16 protein-coding genes are annotated in these 18,087 nt (G+C 64.8%); 12 read left to right on the top strand and 4 right to left on the bottom strand.

From position 1 onward, the window contains the following. Nucleotides 1–176 precede the first annotated feature (176 nt). The gene (locus J0J06_RS06905) at nucleotides 177–896 is read right to left on the bottom strand and encodes a DNA alkylation repair protein (RefSeq protein ID WP_294040572.1); all 720 of its coding nucleotides are present in this window, start codon (nucleotides 894–896) and stop codon (nucleotides 177–179) included. A gap of 49 nt (nucleotides 897–945) precedes the next feature. Here J0J06_RS06905 and J0J06_RS06900 point away from each other — a divergent pair, with 49 nt between their 5' ends. From J0J06_RS06900 to J0J06_RS06885, 4 genes are all read left to right on the top strand, one after another. Further along, nucleotides 946–2,157: an acyl-CoA dehydrogenase family protein gene (locus J0J06_RS06900; protein ID WP_294040571.1), complete on the top strand. Its 1,212-nt coding sequence runs from the start codon at nucleotides 946–948 to the stop codon at nucleotides 2,155–2,157. A 36-nt stretch (nucleotides 2,158–2,193) separates the two neighbouring features. Next, nucleotides 2,194–3,267, top strand: coding sequence for an acyl-CoA dehydrogenase family protein (locus tag J0J06_RS06895; protein ID WP_294040570.1), 1,074 nt, complete (start codon nucleotides 2,194–2,196; stop codon nucleotides 3,265–3,267). 209 nt (nucleotides 3,268–3,476) lie between these two features. Next, on the top strand, nucleotides 3,477–6,221 hold the full coding sequence (locus J0J06_RS06890) for a TonB-dependent receptor (RefSeq protein ID WP_294040862.1): 2,745 nt from the start codon (nucleotides 3,477–3,479) through the stop codon (nucleotides 6,219–6,221). 71 nt (nucleotides 6,222–6,292) lie between these two features. Beyond that, nucleotides 6,293–7,588 carry an MFS transporter gene (locus tag J0J06_RS06885; RefSeq protein ID WP_294040569.1) on the top strand — a complete coding sequence of 432 codons (1,296 nt, stop codon included), beginning with the start codon at nucleotides 6,293–6,295 and terminating at the stop codon, nucleotides 7,586–7,588. Here J0J06_RS06885 and J0J06_RS06880 read toward each other — a convergent pair. Next, entirely contained in the window at nucleotides 7,585–8,826 is a 1,242-nt protein-coding gene (locus J0J06_RS06880; protein ID WP_294040568.1) for a TetR/AcrR family transcriptional regulator, read from the bottom strand. The two genes, J0J06_RS06885 and J0J06_RS06880, sit on opposite strands and share 4 nt — an antisense overlap. 163 nt (nucleotides 8,827–8,989) lie before the next feature. On the opposite strand from J0J06_RS06880, the gene J0J06_RS06875 reads away from it, so the two are divergent. The 8 genes from J0J06_RS06875 to J0J06_RS06840 all read left to right on the top strand — a co-directional run bounded on the left by J0J06_RS06875 (nucleotide 8,990) and on the right by J0J06_RS06840 (nucleotide 15,999). Next, nucleotides 8,990–10,273, top strand: coding sequence for an acyl-CoA dehydrogenase family protein (locus J0J06_RS06875; protein WP_294040567.1), 1,284 nt, complete (start codon nucleotides 8,990–8,992; stop codon nucleotides 10,271–10,273). Nucleotides 10,274–10,362: 89 nt separating this feature from the next. Continuing rightward, nucleotides 10,363–11,448: a Zn-dependent alcohol dehydrogenase gene (locus tag J0J06_RS06870; RefSeq protein ID WP_294040566.1), complete on the top strand. Its 1,086-nt coding sequence runs from the start codon at nucleotides 10,363–10,365 to the stop codon at nucleotides 11,446–11,448. Beyond that, nucleotides 11,445–12,512, top strand: a complete 1,068-nt coding sequence (locus tag J0J06_RS06865; protein WP_294040565.1) for a phosphotransferase family protein — start codon at nucleotides 11,445–11,447, stop codon at nucleotides 12,510–12,512. The genes J0J06_RS06870 and J0J06_RS06865 overlap by 4 nt, the downstream gene beginning before the upstream one ends. A 20-nt stretch (nucleotides 12,513–12,532) precedes the next feature. Then, entirely contained in the window at nucleotides 12,533–13,297 is a 765-nt protein-coding gene (locus tag J0J06_RS06860) for an SDR family oxidoreductase (RefSeq protein WP_294040564.1), read from the top strand. Between the two features lie 123 nt (nucleotides 13,298–13,420). Then, nucleotides 13,421–14,221: an SDR family oxidoreductase gene (locus J0J06_RS06855; protein ID WP_294040563.1), complete on the top strand. Its 801-nt coding sequence runs from the start codon at nucleotides 13,421–13,423 to the stop codon at nucleotides 14,219–14,221. Beyond that, nucleotides 14,221–14,520 (top strand): putative quinol monooxygenase, encoded by a 300-nt coding sequence (locus tag J0J06_RS06850; RefSeq protein ID WP_294040562.1) that lies wholly within the window; start codon nucleotides 14,221–14,223, stop codon nucleotides 14,518–14,520. Before J0J06_RS06855 ends, J0J06_RS06850 begins: the two co-directional genes overlap by 1 nt. A gap of 210 nt (nucleotides 14,521–14,730) precedes the next feature. Continuing rightward, entirely contained in the window at nucleotides 14,731–15,633 is a 903-nt protein-coding gene (locus J0J06_RS06845; RefSeq protein WP_294040561.1) for an energy transducer TonB, read from the top strand. Nucleotides 15,634–15,753: 120 nt separating this feature from the next. Continuing rightward, nucleotides 15,754–15,999, top strand: coding sequence for a hypothetical protein (locus tag J0J06_RS06840; protein ID WP_294040560.1), 246 nt, complete (start codon nucleotides 15,754–15,756; stop codon nucleotides 15,997–15,999). A gap of 3 nt (nucleotides 16,000–16,002) precedes the next feature. Here the strand turns inward: J0J06_RS06840 and J0J06_RS06835 are convergent, their stop codons facing one another. After that, a complete protein-coding gene (locus J0J06_RS06835) occupies nucleotides 16,003–16,911 on the bottom strand; it encodes an acyl-CoA thioesterase II (protein WP_294040559.1) in 909 nt (302 codons plus the stop codon). Further along, entirely contained in the window at nucleotides 16,911–18,038 is a 1,128-nt protein-coding gene (locus J0J06_RS06830; protein ID WP_294040558.1) for an acyl-CoA dehydrogenase, read from the bottom strand. Before J0J06_RS06830 ends, J0J06_RS06835 begins: the two co-directional genes overlap by 1 nt. Nucleotides 18,039–18,087: the final 49 nt, after the last annotated feature.

The following is an 18,087-nucleotide window of genomic DNA, read 5'->3' as shown; positions in this document are numbered from 1 at the left end:
TCGCCCGAAGGTCACGAAAGACACGGGACGTACGCGCCGAATTGCGGCCAACCGCGCACCGAACGGTCGATCCGCGGCGAATGTGTCACAGGTGGCGGCCTGTAGGACAGCGGAAAGTGTCGCCGGTCCCAACACCAGCCGTTACCCCCCCCCGCTTTCGCGGAAATGACGGGCGTTTATTTGCCGCGCCGCTTGCCCGCGTTCTTCAGCGCCTCGCGCTTGCTGAGGCCGCTGAGGCGTCGTTCGTTCGCCGCAACGTACCGCGCGACTTCGTCCGGATCGGTCCAGGCATATTGGCGCAAGGCCCAGCCGATCGCCTTGCGCAAGAAGAATTCGCGCGAGACGAGCGACGGTTCGATACAGGCATAGAGCAAATCGAGGTCGGTCGCGGTCTTGGCGTGAAGCTGGCAGAGGATAGAACTGCGGCGCTTCCACATGTCGGCGTCGGTCGACCATGCGAGCATCGTGCGAGTCGTCGCGGTGCGATCGTTCTGGAGCAGTCCCCACAACCGATTCCCGGCGATTTCGTCGACAAAATCCCACCACGCCCCGGTGACGATCATCTCCTCATATAACGGCAGCGCGTCGATCGTCTGGAAGCGGCGTGCTGCCTTGACCCCCGTCAACTCGAGGGCGGCGTAGCGCTCCTCGCGAAACTCGGCGTTGCGCCAGATTGCGAGGACATCGGCTTGCCAAGATGCTCTGTCGGGCCAGTCGAGGCCGGCGAACACCACCTTAAGCGCCTGGCGCCGCGGAGTCGTCGCGACGCCGAGATAGGGCATCGCCGATTTCATATATGCCTGCATCGCCGGCGCTCGCGCGGGTTCCGCTACGGATTCCAGCGCGGTCCGGACGCGGGCGGCGAGGGGCTTTTCGTCTGGGGAGGTTTGTGTCACACCGCCACCATACCCGATATTCAGATTCGGTGAAAAGGAAAGGATTGCCATGGCGACCGCCGCCGAAATCGACCGGCCCAAGGACGCGCTCGACGATTTCCGCGCCGAGGTGCGCGATTTCCTCGCCGCGAATTTCCCGCCCTCGCTGAAGGGCAAGGGCAACGCGCTCGCGAGCGTCGAGGGGCCAACCGACGAAACGCCCGAAATGACCGCCTGGCGCGTCGCGATGGGGGATCGCGGGTGGGGCACGCCGACCTGGCCGAAGGAATATGGCGGCGGCGGCCTTACTAAGGCGCAGGCACGCGTGCTCGCCGACGAAATGGCGCGGGTCGGGGCGTGGAACCCGATCGGCGGGATGGGCGTGATGATGTTCGGCCCGACCCTGCTCGAATATGGCAACGAAGCGCAGAAGAACGAGCACATCCCGCCGATCGCGCGCGGCGAGATCCGCTGGTGCCAGGGCTATTCGGAACCCAATGCCGGGTCGGACCTCGCCAACCTTCAGACCTTCGCCGAGGACAAGGGCGACCATTACCTCGTCAACGGTCAGAAGACCTGGACCTCTGGCGGGCAGTGGGCGGACAAGTGCTTCTGCCTGGTGCGGACCGACAAGTCGGACAAGCACAAGGGGATCAGCTTCCTCCTGATCGACATGACCGCGCCCGGCGTCGAGGTGAAGCCGATCAAGATGATCAGCGGCATGTCGCCGTTCTGCGAGACGTTCTTCACCGACGTGAAGGTGCCGAAGGAAAATCTGGTCGGTCAGGAAGGGCAGGGCTGGACGATCGGCAAGCGTCTGCTCCAGCACGAGCGCACCAATTTGTCGGGCGGCGGATCGCGGCTGCAGATGTCTGGGCCGAGCCTGGCCGATCTCGCCAAAAAGTTCGTCGGCGAGGAGGAGGGCAAGATCGCCGACCGCGATCTGCGCGCGCGGATCACCAAATGGGAAATGGACTGGCGCGCGTTCCAGCTCACCGCGATGCGCGTGATGGCGGAATCGAAGGCGGTCGGCGGGGTCAGCGAAGTGTCGTCGATCCTCAAGACGGTCGGAACCAAGCTGGGCCAGGAACGGTCGGAATTGATCATCGAGATCGAGGGGCTGCAGGGGCTGGGCTGGGAAGGCGAGGGCTTCTCCGCCGATGAGCTGCATCAAGTCCGCGCCTGGCTCTTCGGCAAGGCGACGACGATCTACGGCGGTTCGACCGAGGTCCAGAACAACATCATCGCCAAGCGCATCCTGGGGATGCTCGACCACCAGTAATCGCGCCTGCGCAATGATTTACGAAAGATTTTTCAGATGGCCGTACTCAGCGAAGAACAGACGATGCTGCGCGACATGGCGCGCGAGTGGACGTCGAACGAAAGCCCAGTCACCGCGTGGCGCAAGGTGCGCGACGCCGACGACGCGGCTGGGTTCGACGCGTCGGTCTATGGCGAAATGGCGCAGATGGGCTGGTCGGGGATCGTCATTCCCGAAGCGCATGGCGGCAGCGATTTCGGCTGGCTGAGCCTAGGGCTGGTGATCGAGGAACTCGGCAAGACGCTGACCGCCAGCCCGCTGGCGGCATCTGCGGCCGCGGCGTCGGCGATCATCCTGGGCGGGAGCGACGAGCAGAAGACGAAGTGGCTGCCCGGCATCGCGAGCGGTGAGATCGTCGCGGCGCTGGCAGTCGATGAGGGGCCGCGCCACGATCCCGCGAACATTAAGACCAGTGCGTCGGGCGGCAAGCTCAGCGGGACGAAGGCGTTCGTCGCGGAAGGGGACAGCGCCGGACTGTTCGTAGTCGCGGCAGCCGACGGCCTATATCTCGTCGCGGGCGACGCGGCGGGCGTGTCGCGGTCGCGGCGGCGTCTGACCGATTTCCGTAGCCATGCCGACGTGACGTTTGATGGCGCGGATGCCGACAAATTGGCCGGCGGTGCCGACGATCTGCTTGGCAAGGCGCTGGATCGCGCCCGTGTCTTGGCGGCGGCGGAGATGCTCGGCATGGCGGGGCAGGCGTTCGAGACGACGCTTGCCTATCTCAAGCAGCGCGTCCAGTTCGGCCAGGTGCTAGCGACCTTCCAGGCGCTGCAGCACCGCATGGCGAACCTCTATAGCGACATCGAATTGATGCGCTCGGCGGTCGAGGCTGGCCTCGCCGCGATCGACAGTGGCGGCGATACGCGTCAGGCGGCGATCCTCGCCAAGGCCAAGGCCAACGAGGTCGGGCATCTGATGAGCCGTGAGATGATCCAGCTTCACGGCGGGATCGGCATGACCGACGAGTACGACGCGGGATTCTACCTGAAGCGGATGCGCGTGCTCGAGGCGATGTGGGGCAATACGTCCTACCTGCGGGATCGGTTCGCGGCGCTCAACGGCTATTGAAACAGCGCCCGATACGACAGCATTGGTGACCGGATTCCGGTATCGGGTTTGGTCCGGTCCGGGCTGGATCAAGTGCGTCATTCTCGTCACACGCGCGTAAAGATGGCGATTTGCAACGCGATGCGCGCTTGACGCGCCATCAATGGGCGTGCCTATTCGAGGTCCGGGTATGGCGTCTTAAGGCGCGCCAGCCCGATGGGGAGAGAATGATGACCAAGACACGCTTGCTGTGCGCCTGCGCGCTGTCCGCCGTTGCAATCGCCGCCGCCTTGCCGGCCGCCGCACAGACAACACCCACGACGCCCGCTCCGGCGCCCCTAAGCCCGGAGGACGACAGAAGCAACGACATCGTCATCACGGCGCAGGGACGCAGCCAGCAATTGTCGGATGTGCCGGTTGCGGTGTCTGCGGTCAACGCCGACACCCTCGCCAAATCGGGCGCGACCGATATCCGCGCGCTCAACCAGATCGCGCCGTCGCTGCTCGTGTCGTCCACCGGCAATGAATCGAACGGATCGGCGCGCCTTCGCGGTATCGGCACGGTCGGCGACAATCCCGGACTGGAAAGCTCGGTCGCCGTGTTCGTTGATGGGGTGTATCGCTCGCGGTCGGGCATCGGTCTCAACGAACTGGGCGACATCGACCGGATCGAGGTACTGCGCGGGCCGCAGGGTACGCTGTTCGGCCGCAATGCCTCGGCCGGTATCATCAGCATCTATTCGAAGAAGCCGGCGTTCGATTTCGGCGCGGGGGGCGAAGTCACCTACGGCAACTACAATTACTGGCGAGTCGCCGGAAACGTGAACGTGCCGCTGGGCGAGACGCTCGCGGCGCGAGTCGATGGCGTCTATGTATCGCGCGACGGTTTCTACAAGAACGTGACCGACGGGACGAGGATCAACAACCGCGACCGTTATTTCGTGCGCGGCCAGTTGCTGTACGAACCGTCGAGCAGCCTGTCGGTGCGCCTGATCGGCGACTATACCCATCGTAACGAAGCGTGCTGCACCGCGGTCTATATCGACCAGACGGTGGCGCCGGCGAACCGCAACCTGCTGACGACCGCCAACTCGATCATTCCGGTGCTGACTGCCTTGGGCGAGCCGACCGCCGCGTTCAGCAATCCCTATTCGCGCAACGTCTATCTGTCGCCGGGCCGCAGTTCGGCGGGCACGACGACCGATTGGGGCGTGTCGGGCCAGATCGACCTGGAGCTTGGCGGCGGCGCGAAGCTGACCTCGATCACCGCCTATCGCGGCTATGAGAACTACCAGGCGTCCGACACCGATTATAGCTATGTCGACATCCTCTATCGTGCGCCGGGCAAGGATGCAGGCGCACGCCAGTTCAAGACCTTCTCGCAGGAATTGCGGCTGCAGGGCGAAGCGTTCGGCGGCAAGCTCGACTGGCTCGTCGGCGCCTATTACGCGAACGAGGATCTGGAGGTCCGCGATAACCTGAAATTCGGATCGCAATATGGCCGGTTCGCCAGTTGCCGCATCATCAATGGCGGCGGTCTAGCCTTCGCGTTCGATCCAACCGCGTCGGGCTGTATCCGCACCACGCTGCGTCCGACCGTGTCCGGGGCGTTCGGCGCGGCGGGCCCGACGATCCTGGCGGCGTTCGACCGGCTCGATCAGATCAACAATGTCGGCGACACGCGGTCGGTCTATGACCAGAACAGCAGCAACTATGCGTTCTTCACGCACAACATCTTCGAGATCGCGCCGGGGCTGAAGCTGACCGTCGGGTTGCGCTGGACGCACGAGACCAAGAAGCTGAATGCGTCCTTTGGCAACAACAACACGCTCTGCCAGGCGCAGCAGACCGCGTTGACGCCATTCCTGACCAACGCAGCGCTATCCGCCGTCGCTGGCGGCCTGATCAGCCTGAGCTGCCAGGGCAATTCGACCGCCGAACTCAATGGCGTGTCGATCAACAGCAAGCGGTCGGAGAACGAGCTGACCGGGACCGGGATCCTGTCGTACAAGGTCACGCCGCGGTTGCTCGCTTACGCCAGCTATGCGCGTGGCTATAAGGCGGGGGGCTTCAACCTCGATCGCTCGGCGCTGAAGAATCCGATCCAGATCGTCGGCGGCCTGCCCACCACGACCTTTGCGGCGGCGGGCGGCGCGCAAGCACTGGTCAACAACCTGCAGTTCGACAAGGAAATCAACACCGCCTTCGAAATCGGCCTGAAATACTCGTCGCGCGGGTTCAGCCTGAATGTCGCGGCGTTTCGCCAGCTGTTCAGCAATTTCCAGCTGAACACGTTCAACGGTTCGGTCTTTCTTGTCCAGAATATCGATGCTTGCTCGAGCAGCCTGGGCGGCGCGGACATGGACACCAGCTCCGCCACCGGCGCGTGCACCGGGAAGGTTATCCCCGGCGTGAAGTCGCAGGGCGTCGAACTGGAGGCGGTGCTCAATCCGACCCGTTACCTGACGGTCAATGCCGGCTTCACCTATGCCGATACGAGTTACCGCAAGAATCTGGTGGGCAATTCGGCGGGCGCGCCGCTCGACGCGGCGCTGCGCATGTTGCCGGGCGACAATCTGTCGAACGCGCCGGAGACGGTGACGACGATGGGCGTGTCGTGGACTCCGCCGATCGGCGGCACCGGTCTGAGCGCGTTGTTCTATGTCGATGGCCGCCTGACGAGCGATTACAACACGGGGTCGGACCTGTTCCCGCAGAAGGAACAGGATTCGTTCTTCGTGATGAACGCGCGCGTTGGCTTGCGCGGCGCGGACAGCCGCTGGTCGCTCGAGTTCTGGGCGCAGAATGTGCTCAACGCCAAATACACGCAGGTGGCGTTCAGCTCACCGTTCCAGGCGGGCGGGGCCAATGCGACGTTCACCCCCGATCGCGCTTATCCAGGTGGGGCGCAGATCTTCTCCGCGTTCCTTGCCGAGCCGCGGACCTACGGCGTGACGTTGCGCGGCAAGTTCTGACGAATACCCCCGTCGCGCCTTTCGGGCGTGGCGGGGCCGTCACTTCATAGCCGAGCAGCGAGGTCGCGCCCGTGTCCTCTCCGACCAGCCTTCCCGAAGTCCAGGCGACCTTTGCCGCGAAGCGCCGTGCGCTGACTGTCCTGCTGCTGACGCTCGCTTATTTCTTCAGCTATATGGATCGCCAGATCCTCGCGATCCTCAACGAAGACATCATCCGCGACCTGCACCTGAGCGACGCGCAGATGGCGATGCTGGGCGGTCTGGCGTTTGCGATCTTCTATGCCGGGCTCGGCATTCCGGTGGCTTGGCTGGCGGACCGCAGCAACCGCGTGCGGATCATCGCGATCGCGCTTGCGGTGTGGAGCGCGTTCACCGCGCTGGGTGGCTTGGCGCAGAATTTCTGGCAGTTGCTCGGCGCGCGGATCGGCGTCGGGATCGGCGAGGCGGGGTCGAGCCCGCCCAGCCATTCGATCATCGCCGACCTCTACCCGCCCGAAAAACGCGCGTCGGCGCTGTCGATCTATTCACTCGGCGTGGGGCTTGGCGCCGCGTTCGGGACGATCATCGGCGGCGTCGTCGCGACCCACTATGGCTGGCGCGTCGCGATGTATGTGATCGGCCTGCCGGGATTGCTGCTCGCGCTGATCATCTGGCTGGTCGTACCCGAGCCGAAGCGAGGTATGTCCGACGCGCAGGTCGCGATGGAAGATGCCAAGCCGACTGTGGCCGACGGGTTCGCAACGCTGTTCAGCAACCGTGCCGCGCTACATGTCATTGCCGGGTTCACGCTGACATCAATGATCGGATACGGCCACACGGCGTTTGGTCCCGCTTATCTGATGCGATCGTTCGGCCTCACCAAACTCGACATCGCGCTCAAGATCGCGCCCATGGCGGCTGTCATCCTCGGCTTCGCCGCGGTGGCGAGTGGGCGGCTGGCCGACCAGCTAACGCGCTCGAGGGGACTGTATGCGCAGGCATGGATGGTCGCGGTGCTTAAGTCGATCGCGCTGCCATTCACGATTACCTTCTACCTTGCATCGACCACGCAATTCGCGGTGACCGCCTATTTCGTCGCGATCCTGTTTTCCACCGCCTATCTCGGCGCGACATTCTCGTTGATCCAGTCGGAAGCGCCAGTACGGCTGCGCGCGACCTGGGCGGCGATCACGCTGCTGATCAACAACATGATCGGGCTGGGGCTGGGACCGGTGGCGGTGGGTGCGATCAGCGATGTGCTGAAGCCGACGTATGGGACGGAATCGCTGCGCTACGCGATGTTCACCTTCGCTGCGATCACGCCGTGGGCGATCTTCCATTATTGGCGGGCAGGGGTGTTGCTAAAGCGGGCCAGCGCGCGTCGCTAGCCAGCGGCCCGATCATCAAACATGCCGAACGCCAGCGTCGAGGCGTACATCGCGACCGCGCGGTCGCGCGGCATCGAGCTGGCCCATTTGCGCATGTCGAACGCCGCGTTCTGCAGCGCCATTAGCGACTGGCTGACGATCAGCGCATCGACCGGGCGGATCGACCCTTCGGCCGCGCCGTCCGAAAGCATGCCGGCATAGCGCCGCGCGATCCGGTCCGACCGGTCGATCATCGCCTGGCGCACCTTGCGCGGCAGCCCGGTCAGCGCGGTCGTGCGCAGCAGCGGCCCGCGTTCCGAGAATTGCACGTCGAGCAGCGTCGCGATTACGCTCGACAATTTGTGCCACCAGTCGCCGCCCGCCGCTTCGCCCGCTTGCTGCGTTTCGATGATCGTGTCGAAGCTGCGTTTGTAGCATTCGATGACGAGGTCGTCCTTGGCGTCGAGATGGTGGTAGAAGCTGCCCTTCGTCACGTTGAGTTCGGACGCGATCTTCTGCACCGAAGCGCCGCGATAGCCGAGTTCGTTGATCAGCCGCGTCGCCGCGCGCAGGAATGCCTCGCGCCCCGGTTCGGCGTCCTGATGTTCGACGTTCAGCATCGCCGGCGCCCATGTCGCGCCGGGCATCGCAATGCCGTGGCGGAACATGTCCATCAACCGCGCCTCGACGCGGTCGAACTGGTCAATGTCGTACCGGTTGATCCAGACGGGAATCCAGAAGGTGTTTTCAAGCAAAGCGTGCGCGCGCGCGCCGTTCAGGTCCTTTTGCCGCCGATCGCCGTGATCGTCCCACAAGGCGCGCGTGCGCCGGAACACGTCGCGCCAGCCGGCCATCAACCGGCCGAGCATCGGCTCCTCCATCGCCCGCAAGTCGCTCAGGCCGGCCAGCGCGCGTTCCTGATCTTCGCGGATGCGTGCGTAGCGGCCCATGTTGAGCGACAGGTATTTGGCCACGCGCGCTTCCGGCGTCGGTTCGGCCTGCGCCTCGTCGAGCATGTCGCCAAGGGTCAGCAGCGTGTGTTCGAAACACGCCTGCGCCAGATCCTCCTTTCGCTTGAAATAATAGGTCACGCTGGTGGTATTGAGTCCGACCCGCCGCGCGACGTCGGCGAAGGTCATGCCCTTCGCGCTCTGTTCGTTGATCGCCTCCGACGCCGCCGCCAGGATCGCGTTGCGTTTCGCGCGGAAACGCTTGGTCCCCGTCGTGTCGTCCAGTTCTGCGGTATCGCTTTGCCCCATTGACGGAGCTTATCAGCTTCATGCCGCATAACCAGCGGTTTTCCGTCACAGAACTGACCTATTTTCGAATCATTCCGCTTGTCGCGGACAGCGCATTCAACGGCTTTACCGAAAACGCGGTATGGTCTAGCCGATTCTCCGACAGCCACAGGAGAGCAATACGATGGACTTCACATTGAGCGACCGCGAGACCTATTTCCGGGACCGGGTGAAGGCGTTCATCGACAAGGAAATCGCGCCCCGCAACCACCTCTATCACGAACAGAGCCACGAGGGTGAGCGCTGGAAGGTTTTACCGGTGATTGAGGAGGTGAAGGCCCTCGCGAAGGCGCAGGGCCTGTGGAATTTCTTCATGCCGCCGTATTCCGGGCAGCAGCATGTTGACGACACGTTCGAGTTCGAAGGAACGCAGCTCACCAACCTCGAATATGCATTATGCGCAGAGGAAATGGGCAAGATCGGCTGGGCGTCGGAGTGCTTCAACTGTTCGGCGCCCGACACCGGCAACATGGAGGTTTTCCATCGCTACGGTACGCGCGAGCAGAAGGAGCGGTGGCTGCGGCCGCTGATGAACGGCGATATTCGCTCCGCCTTCCTGATGACCGAGCCGGCGGTGGCGTCGTCGGACGCGACGAACATCGAGACGAGCATGGTCCGCGACGGCGACCATTATGTCATCAACGGCCGCAAATGGTGGTCGTCGGGGGTGGGCGATCCGCGCTGCGCGGTCGCGATCGTGATGGGCAAGACCAACCCCGATGCCAAGCGTCACGCGCAGCAGAGCCAGATCCTGGTCCCGATGGACGCGCCCGGCGTAAAGATCGAGCGGATGCTGTCGGTCTATGGCTATGACCATGCGCCGCACGGCCACGGCCAGGTGCTGCTCGAGAATGTCCGCGTGCCGGTCGAGAACATCTTGCTCGGGGAAGGCCGCGGGTTCGAAATTGCGCAGGGGCGCCTCGGGCCGGGCCGCATCCATCACTGCATGCGCACGATCGGCACGGCGGAGACCGCGATCGAGGCGATGGCCAAGCGGCTCCTGTCGCGCGTCGCGTTCGGAAAGCGCATCGCCGATCATTCGATCTGGGAACAGCGGATCGCTCGCGGTCGCATCGACATCGAGATGACGCGTCTGCTCTGCCTCAAGGCGGCCGACATGATGGACAAGGCCGGCAACAAGTCCGCCCAGCTGGAAATCGCGATGATCAAGGTGCAGGCGCCGAACATGGCGCTGCAGATTCTCGACGACGCGATCCAGGCGCACGGCGGCGGGGGCGTGTCGGACGATTTCCCGCTGGCGCATCAATGGGCAGCGATGCGGACGTTGCGCTTCGCCGACGGGCCGGACGAGGTCCACAACCGCGCGATCGCCCGTAACGAGTTCGGCAAATATGCCGAATACAAGGCCGACACCATGTCGAGCGGGGACATCGGGGTTTCGCGCTGAACCTTTCCACAGTTCGTGCTGAACCTGTCGAAGCACGGTGAGAGTATACGCCCTTCGACAAGCTCTGGGCGAACGGACGTTAGGAGTGAATGTTGAAGGCAGCCGTTCTGTTCGAAGCGAAGAAGCCGCTCGAAATCTGTGATGTCGAGGTTGCCAAGCCCGGCTCGCACGAAGTGCTGATCCGTACCGCGGCGTGTGGGGTTTGCCGGTCGGACCTGCATTTCGTCGATGGCGCGTATCCAACGCCGCTGCCGGCCATTCCGGGGCACGAAGCGGCGGGGATCGTCGAGGCGGTCGGCGACGAAGTCCGCACGGTCAAGGTCGGCGACGCGGTCGTTACCTGCTTGTCGGCGTTCTGCGGGCATTGCGAGTTCTGTGTATCGGGGCGCATGTCGCTGTGCATTTCGGCCGAGGTGCGCCGCCAGAAGGGCGCGGCGCCGCGGCTGACCCTGAACGGCGAGCCGGTCCACCAGATGCTCAACCTGTCGGCCTATGCGGAGATGATGCTGGTCCACGAGCATGCCTGTGTTGCGATCGATCCGGACATGCCGCTCGACCGCGCGGCGTTGCTTGGATGCGCGGTGACGACGGGGGCAGGCGCGGTCTTCAACTCGAGTCCGGTGACACCAGGCGAGACGGTGTGTGTAGTCGGCTGCGGCGGGATCGGACTTGCCGCGGTCAACGCCGCGAAGATTGCCGGCGCGGGCAAGATCATCGCGCTCGACCCGGTGCCGGAGAAGCGCGCGCTGGCGGAGAAGCTTGGCGCGACGCACAGCTATGACGCGACGGCGGAGAATGCGGTCGGCGAAGTGGTCGAGCTGACCAAGGGCGGTGTCCATCACGCGATCGAGGCGGTCGGGCGCGAGGCGTCGGCGGACACCGCGGTCAAGGTGCTGCGCCGCGGCGGCACCGCGACGATCCTGGGCATGATGCCGCTCGGCAGCAAGGTCGGGCTGTCGGCGCTCGATCTGCTGGCGTCGAAGAAGCTGCAGGGCGCGCTGATGGGCGGCAACCGCTTCCCGGTCGATATTCCGCGGCTGGTCGATTTCTACCTGCGCGGGCTGCTCGATCTCGACACGATCATCGCCGAGCGGATGCCGCTCGACAAGATCAACCACGCGTTCGACGAACTGCGCAAGGGCGACGCCGCGCGATCGGTGATCGAGTTCGCATGATGGCGGCGCACCCCGACGACGCACCCAAAACCATCGAAGTCGACGAGAAGAATGCGCTCGACCTCGGCAAGCTTACGGCTTGGATGAAAGCAAATGTCGAGGGGTTCGCCGCGCCGCTCGGCTACACCAAATTTTCCGGTGGCCAGTCCAACCCGACCTACAAACTGAGTGCCGCGTCGGGTGACTACGTCCTGCGCCGCAAGCCGTTCGGTAACCTGCTGCCCTCGGCGCATGCCGTCGATCGCGAGTATAAGGTGATCGCCGGCCTGTACCCGACCGGCTTCCCGGTCGCGCGGCCTTATGGCCTGTGCACCGACCCGGCGGTGATCGGCACCGATTTTTACGTCATGGGGTTCGCCGACGGCCGCAATCTTTGGGACGGGACGCTGCCCGATTACACACTCACCGAGCGCACTGGAATCTACAACGCGATGTGCGACACGCTCGCCGCGCTCCACAACACCGATCACGTCGCGGCGGGGCTGGGCGATTACGGCAAGCCGGGCAATTATTTCGAGCGCCAGGTCGCGCGCTGGACCAAGCAGTACAAGCTCGCCGAAACCGAGCATATGCCCGCGGTCGAGAGCCTGATCGAATATCTGCCGCTCACGATCCCCGAGCAGACGCGCACGTCGGTTGTCCATGGCGATTACCGCATCGACAACATGATGTTCCACAAGACCGAGAACCGCGTCATCGCGCTGCTCGACTGGGAACTGTCGACGCTCGGCGATCCGCTGGCTGACTTCAGTTATTTCCTGATGAGCTGGGTGACCGCTCCGGAGGGCCGGTCGGGGGTGATGGGCGTGGCGGGCGGCGATAGCGGCATCCCGACGATCGAGGACATGGTCGCGCGATATTGCGCGGCGACCGGGCGCGACGGGCTGCCCGACCTCAACTGGTATTTCGCCTACAATCTGTTCCGGCTGACGGGCATCGTCCAGGGCATCAAGAAACGCATCGTCGAAGGCACCGCCTCGTCCGCGCAGGCCGAAAAGTCGGCGGCGGGCGTCTATCGGCTCGCCGACGCGGCGTGGGCATTCGCGCAAAAGGCGGGCGCCTGAACGACAAGAGGGAGAGGGCAATGTCGCTGTTCGACCTGACCGGCAAGGTCGCGATCATCACCGGTTCGACCAAGGGAATCGGCAAGGCGAGCGCGTTCGAACTCGCCGAGCATGGCGCGAAGGTCGTGATCTCCAGCCGCAAGCAGGATGCGTGCGACGGGGTCGCGGCGGAGATCAACGCGAAATTCGGCGAGGGCACCGCGATCGCCGTCGCCGCGAACATCTCCGACAAGGCCGCGCTGCAGAACCTGGTCGACCAGACTCGCGCGACGTTCGGGCAGATCGACGTGCTGGTCTGCAACGCCGCGTCCAATCCCTATTACGGGCCGCAGGCGGGCATCAGCGACGAACAGTTCCGCAAGATCCTCGACAACAACATCGTGTCGAACCACTGGCTGATCGGCATGGTAGCGCCTGAGATGCGCGCGCGGCGCGATGGGTCGATCATCATCATCTCGTCGATCGGCGGCTTGCGCGGATCGACCGCGATCGGCGCCTACTGCATTTCCAAGGCCGCCGACATGCAGCTCGCACGCAATCTCGCGCACGAATACGGGCCGGATAATGTCCGCGTGAACTGCATCGCGCCGGGGCTGGTGAAGACCGACTTCGCCCGGGCGCTGTGGGAAGACCCGGAGCGCATCAAGGCGGCGAACCAGAGCGTGCCGCTCCGCCGCATCGGCGACCCGGAGGATATTGCCGGCGGCGTCGTGTTCCTGGCGTCGAAGGCGGCGGCGTTCACCACCGGGCAGACTATCGTGATGGATGGAGGGGTGACGATCTAGAGTGGCCGTCATCCCGGCCTTGTGCCGGGATCCACCATGCCGCGAGCGTGGAGCAAGAAATTCGAAGGCTGGACCTAGCCGCCCGGTGGATGCCGGGACAAGCCCGGCATGACGGAGGATTGAATGGCAAGATTTGAGAATAAGTCGATCATCGTCACCGGCGCCGGATCGGGCATCGGCCGCGCCACTGCGATGCTGTTCGCGCGCGAAGGTGGCAAGGTCGTGGTTGCCGACAAGACCGACGGTGCCGATGCGACGGCGAAGCTGATCACCGATGCCGGTGGCACGGCAGTCGCGATCCAGATGGACGCGGGGCTGGAAGAGGACGTGATCCGCACCGTCCAGCTTGCGGTTGATCGCTTCGGCGGGCTCGACATCATCTTCGCCAATGCCGGGATATCGGGCGGGATGGCGAATATCTTCGACACCGACGTCGCGCTGATCACCGAAGTGCTGCGCGTGAACCTGATCGGCCCGTATCTGGCGATCAAGCATGCAGCGCCCAGGATCGCCGAGCGCGGCGGCGGCGCGATCGTGCTGACCGCCAGCGTCGCGGGAATCCGATCGGGCGCGGGGTCGCCGGCCTATTCGGCGTCGAAGGCGGGCGTCATCAACCTGGCGCAAGTGTCGGCGCAGCAGCTTTCGGGGTCGAACGTCCGCGTTAACGCGATCTGCCCCGGCCTGACCGAAACCGGCATGACCAAGCCGACTTTCGACTATGCGCGCGACGCAGGGAAGATGGACCGCGTAGGTCGCCTCAATCCCTTGCGCCGTGGCGCGCAGCCCGAGGAACTGGCGGAGGTTGCCGCGTTCCTGGCCAGCGATGCGGCCAGCTACGTCAACGGCCAGGCGATCGCGGTCGATGGCGGCCTGTCGTCGAGCCACCCGGTGACCAAGCAGGAATATGGGCGTACGGCGGTCTGATGCTGATCATCATGGGCACCGTGCGCATCCCGGATGGCGCGCTCGATATTGCACGCCCGGCGATGGCGAAAATGCTGGCGGGCAGCCGGGCGGAGGATGGGTGCCTCGCCTATAACTACGCGCAGGACGTGCTCGACCCGTGCATCATCCATGTCAGTGAGCGCTGGCGCGACCGTGCCGCGCTCGATGCCCATTTTCAGACGCCCCACAGGGCAGAATGGCGCGCGCAGTTCGGCGCGATCGGCATAACCGACCGCGCCCTGAAACTCAATGAAAGCGATGACGGCCAGCCGATCTGATTCTGATTGCCGGATCTGTGCTGGCGATGCACGATCATCACCATGAAAACTCTCGCTATTCTGGCCGTAGCGGCCGCTTTCCTTCCTTCCGTCGCCAGCGCGTAGGTCAGGGCGGCCGAGCGCCCCGTAATCGCCATCCCGCCCGCGCCGCTCAATCCGGCGGCCCTGGTAGTCTGGAACGCGGAGACCGTTCGCTGCGTCGGCGCCGATTTGCCGAACGCCGCAATATTCGTTCTGCGCCCGAGTTTCGGCTGGATGCAGATGGGGTCGCAGTCGCGCGTCACGATCGATTTCACGGTGGCGGCTGACGGACGGCCGATTGACATCCGCCGGGTTGGCGCGAGCTATACGCCCAACGCCGACGATCTTGCCAGGGAGCTCGCCGCCAGCGGGTTTGCGGCCGGGGTGCCGCACCGCGATTGCCAAGTCACCTATGTCGCCACGCGCACGCCGATCGCGATGGCCGATGTCGCCGATCTGCTCAGCGCGTCGATCGATTCGCGACCGTCGCGCGAAGCGATCGATCGCATCAAGCCGGCTAATTCCGATTGCCTAAACCCCGCGCCCTCCTCATTGCTGCGCGGCTATCCCGATTTCGCCAAGCTGAAGGGCAGCGTCGGGCGGTTGCAGTGGAGCATGGTGAAGCTCGACATCGACGCAGCCGGCAAGCCGACCGGCATCCGCACCCTTACGGGGACAAACGACGCCGCGCTCGACCAGGCGGGACGGGACGCAGTAGCTAGGTCGCGCTTTTCGGGCGGGAAGCGAACCGGGTGTCTTTACCCCTATCGGAAGGCCGCGCAGCCGCTTCCAGCGCCCGCCGCGCCCGAAGAGCAGAGCTTCCGCCCTGACGGCGCGACTTGCCCGGTTGACCTCGAATGGGCGGTCCAGCCGGTGTTGAGGTATCCGGACAATTACCGGAAGCGTGGGATCGAGGGCTGGGCGATAATAGCCTTCGATGCCGCGCCGTGGGCAGCGACTGGCAATATTCGCGTTCTCGCCGCGGAGCCTGCCGCCGATTTCGGCATGGCGGCGGTCAATATCATCACTTCCGCACGCCTCGCGCCGTCCAATCGGGCTATGTCGGCTGCGTCTAGCGGGTGGGTTACGTGATGACGCCGACTGAAAAGTAGCCCGACCCGGCAATCCCATCGCTTCGTCGCGCGGCGGGGAACGGGGTCGCGTGCACTCAGTTGACGCGGTTCCCGACAATGGGATTTCAAGGAGTTAGTAATGCGTCTTCAGAACCTGGCCGTGGCGGTTGCCGCGCTGTCGATGACCGCAGCCCCCGCCTTGGCCGCACCCGCCAACCCTGCGGCGTCGCTATCGGTTGGTAAGTCGGTGCGCGCATCGAGCCCGAGCGCGAAGTCGAACAAGCTGGGCGGCAGTGCGATAGTCCCAGCGGTGCTGGCGCTCGCGATCGTCGCGGGTGGCGTGATCATCGCCGTCAGCGACAATAACAAGGCCAAAAGCCCGTAAGCGCTACAAACGCGGCTCGCGCTTCCGGATCAGCCCTTCCTGCGCGACGCTGGCGACCAGCCTGCCGTCGCGGGTGAAGACGCTGCCCCGGTTCATGCCGCGGCCATGCCCGGCCCATGGGCTGTCCATGGCGTAGAGAAGCCACTCGTCCGCGCGGAAATCCTCGTGGAACCACATCGAATGGTCGAGGCTCGCGGTCTGCATACCCGGAGTCATCCAGTTCACCCCGTGCGGCATCATGCTCGTCGCCATCAGTCCCATGTCGCTCGCATAGGCCAGGATCGCGCGGTGGGTCGCCGGGTCGTCGCCGAGCGGGGCCAGCGCCTTGATCCAGCTATAGGTGACCGGATCGCGCTTGGTCGGGGAGAACCAGTTGCGCGGGTGGAGCGGGCGGACGTCGATCGGGCTTTTCCAGTTTAGGAAGCGCTTGCGATGCTCCTCGGGCAAATGCTCCGCCGCTTCGACCCTCAGCTCCGCCTCGGACTTGAGAGTCTCCGGCGGCGGGATGTCGGCGGGGAAAGCGTCCTGATGGTGGAGCCCGTCCTCCGCGACCTGAAAACTCGCCGCCATGTTGAGGATCGGCTGGCCGTTCTGCGTCGCGATCACGCGCCGCGTGGCGAAACTCTTGCCGTCGAAATCGCGCACCACGCGATAGACGATCGGCAGCGCATCGTCGCCGGCGCGCATGAAATAGGCGTGGAGCGAATGGGCGCTCTTGTCCTCGGCGGAACGCTGCGCCGCCTGGAGCGCCTGGCCGATCACCTGGCCGCCGAACACGCGCCCGCGCCCGCCGGGCAGCCTCATTCCGCGATAGAGATCGGTGTCGAGTTCCTCGACGTCGAGCAGGGCGACGAGCCCCGCGACCAATTGCTCGGGGGTTCGCGCGGGGCGTTCGGGATCGTCTTCGGCCATCAATAACCGGCGTTACGCGCCAATTTGTCGGCATGGAAGTTGGCATCGCCGAAGGTTTCCGCGAGCACGCGCTGGCGCTTCATGTAGAGGCCGATGTCGAACTCGTCGGTCATGCCGATCCCGCCGAACATCTGTACGCCTTCCTGCACCGCGAGCGTCGTCGCGAGGCCCGCCTGTGCCTTGGCGACCGACACGGCCTCGTCGGCGCGGTCCGATCCTGCGTCGAGCAATTGCTGCGCGCGCAGCGTCGCGGCGCGGGCGACCTCCATTTCCGCATAGAGATGCGCGGCCCGATGCTGGAGCGCCTGGAAGGTGCCGATCACGACGCCGAATTGCTTGCGCTGCTTGAGATAGTCGACCGTCATGTCCATCGCGCCGCCGCCGACGCCGAGCAGTTCGGCCGATGCGCCGGTGCGGCCCGCGCGGAGCAGGCGGTTGAGCGGATCACGCCCGGCATCGACCTCGCCGATCACCGCATCCGCCGTGACCTCGACTCCGTCGAACTCCAGCCGGGCGGCGAGCGACGAATCGGCCAGGCGTTCGGCTTCGGCGGTCAGGCCGGCAGCGCCCTTTTCGACGGCGAACAGCGTGACGCCATTCTCGTCATTGGCCGACCCGGCGGTGCGCGCCGCGACGATGATCAGGTCCGCGACATGGCCATGGCTGACGAACTGCTTCCTGCCCGACAGCTTGAACCCGTTGCCCGAGCGTTCGGCTTTCAATGCGACCGAATCGCGGAATTTGGCCTGTTCGTCGATCGCCAGCGCCGCGACGGTTTCGCCCGAAATGATGCCCGGGAAATATTTCGCCGCCTGCGCGGTGCCCTTCAGCGCCTCGACCGCCGCGACCGCGGTCGTGAGGAAAGGGGAGGGCGACAGGTTGCGGCCGATCTCCTCCAGCACCACGCCCGCTTCGACATGGCCGAGGCCGAGGCCGCCATCGTCCTCGCCGATCAGGATGCCGGTGAAGCCCATTTCTGCGAACGATTTCCACAGATCGCGGCTGAACCCGGTCTGGTCGTTGGCGTCGCGCAGGTTCCGCAGGTGTTTGACGGGTGCATGTTCGGCGACGAAATCCTTCGCCGTGTCGCGCAGCATCGCTTGTTCGTCGTTGAGATAGAGAGGCATCGTTCTTCCTTGTGTCCTCGCGACGGGCCGACCCCGGGGTGGCCCGCGA

This window comes from Sphingomonas sp., assembly GCF_017304615.1.
Lineage (GTDB): Bacteria > Pseudomonadota > Alphaproteobacteria > Sphingomonadales > Sphingomonadaceae > Sphingomonas.
Note: the sequence above shows the minus strand (reverse complement) of the source record. Positions and strands in the feature narration are given on the sequence as shown.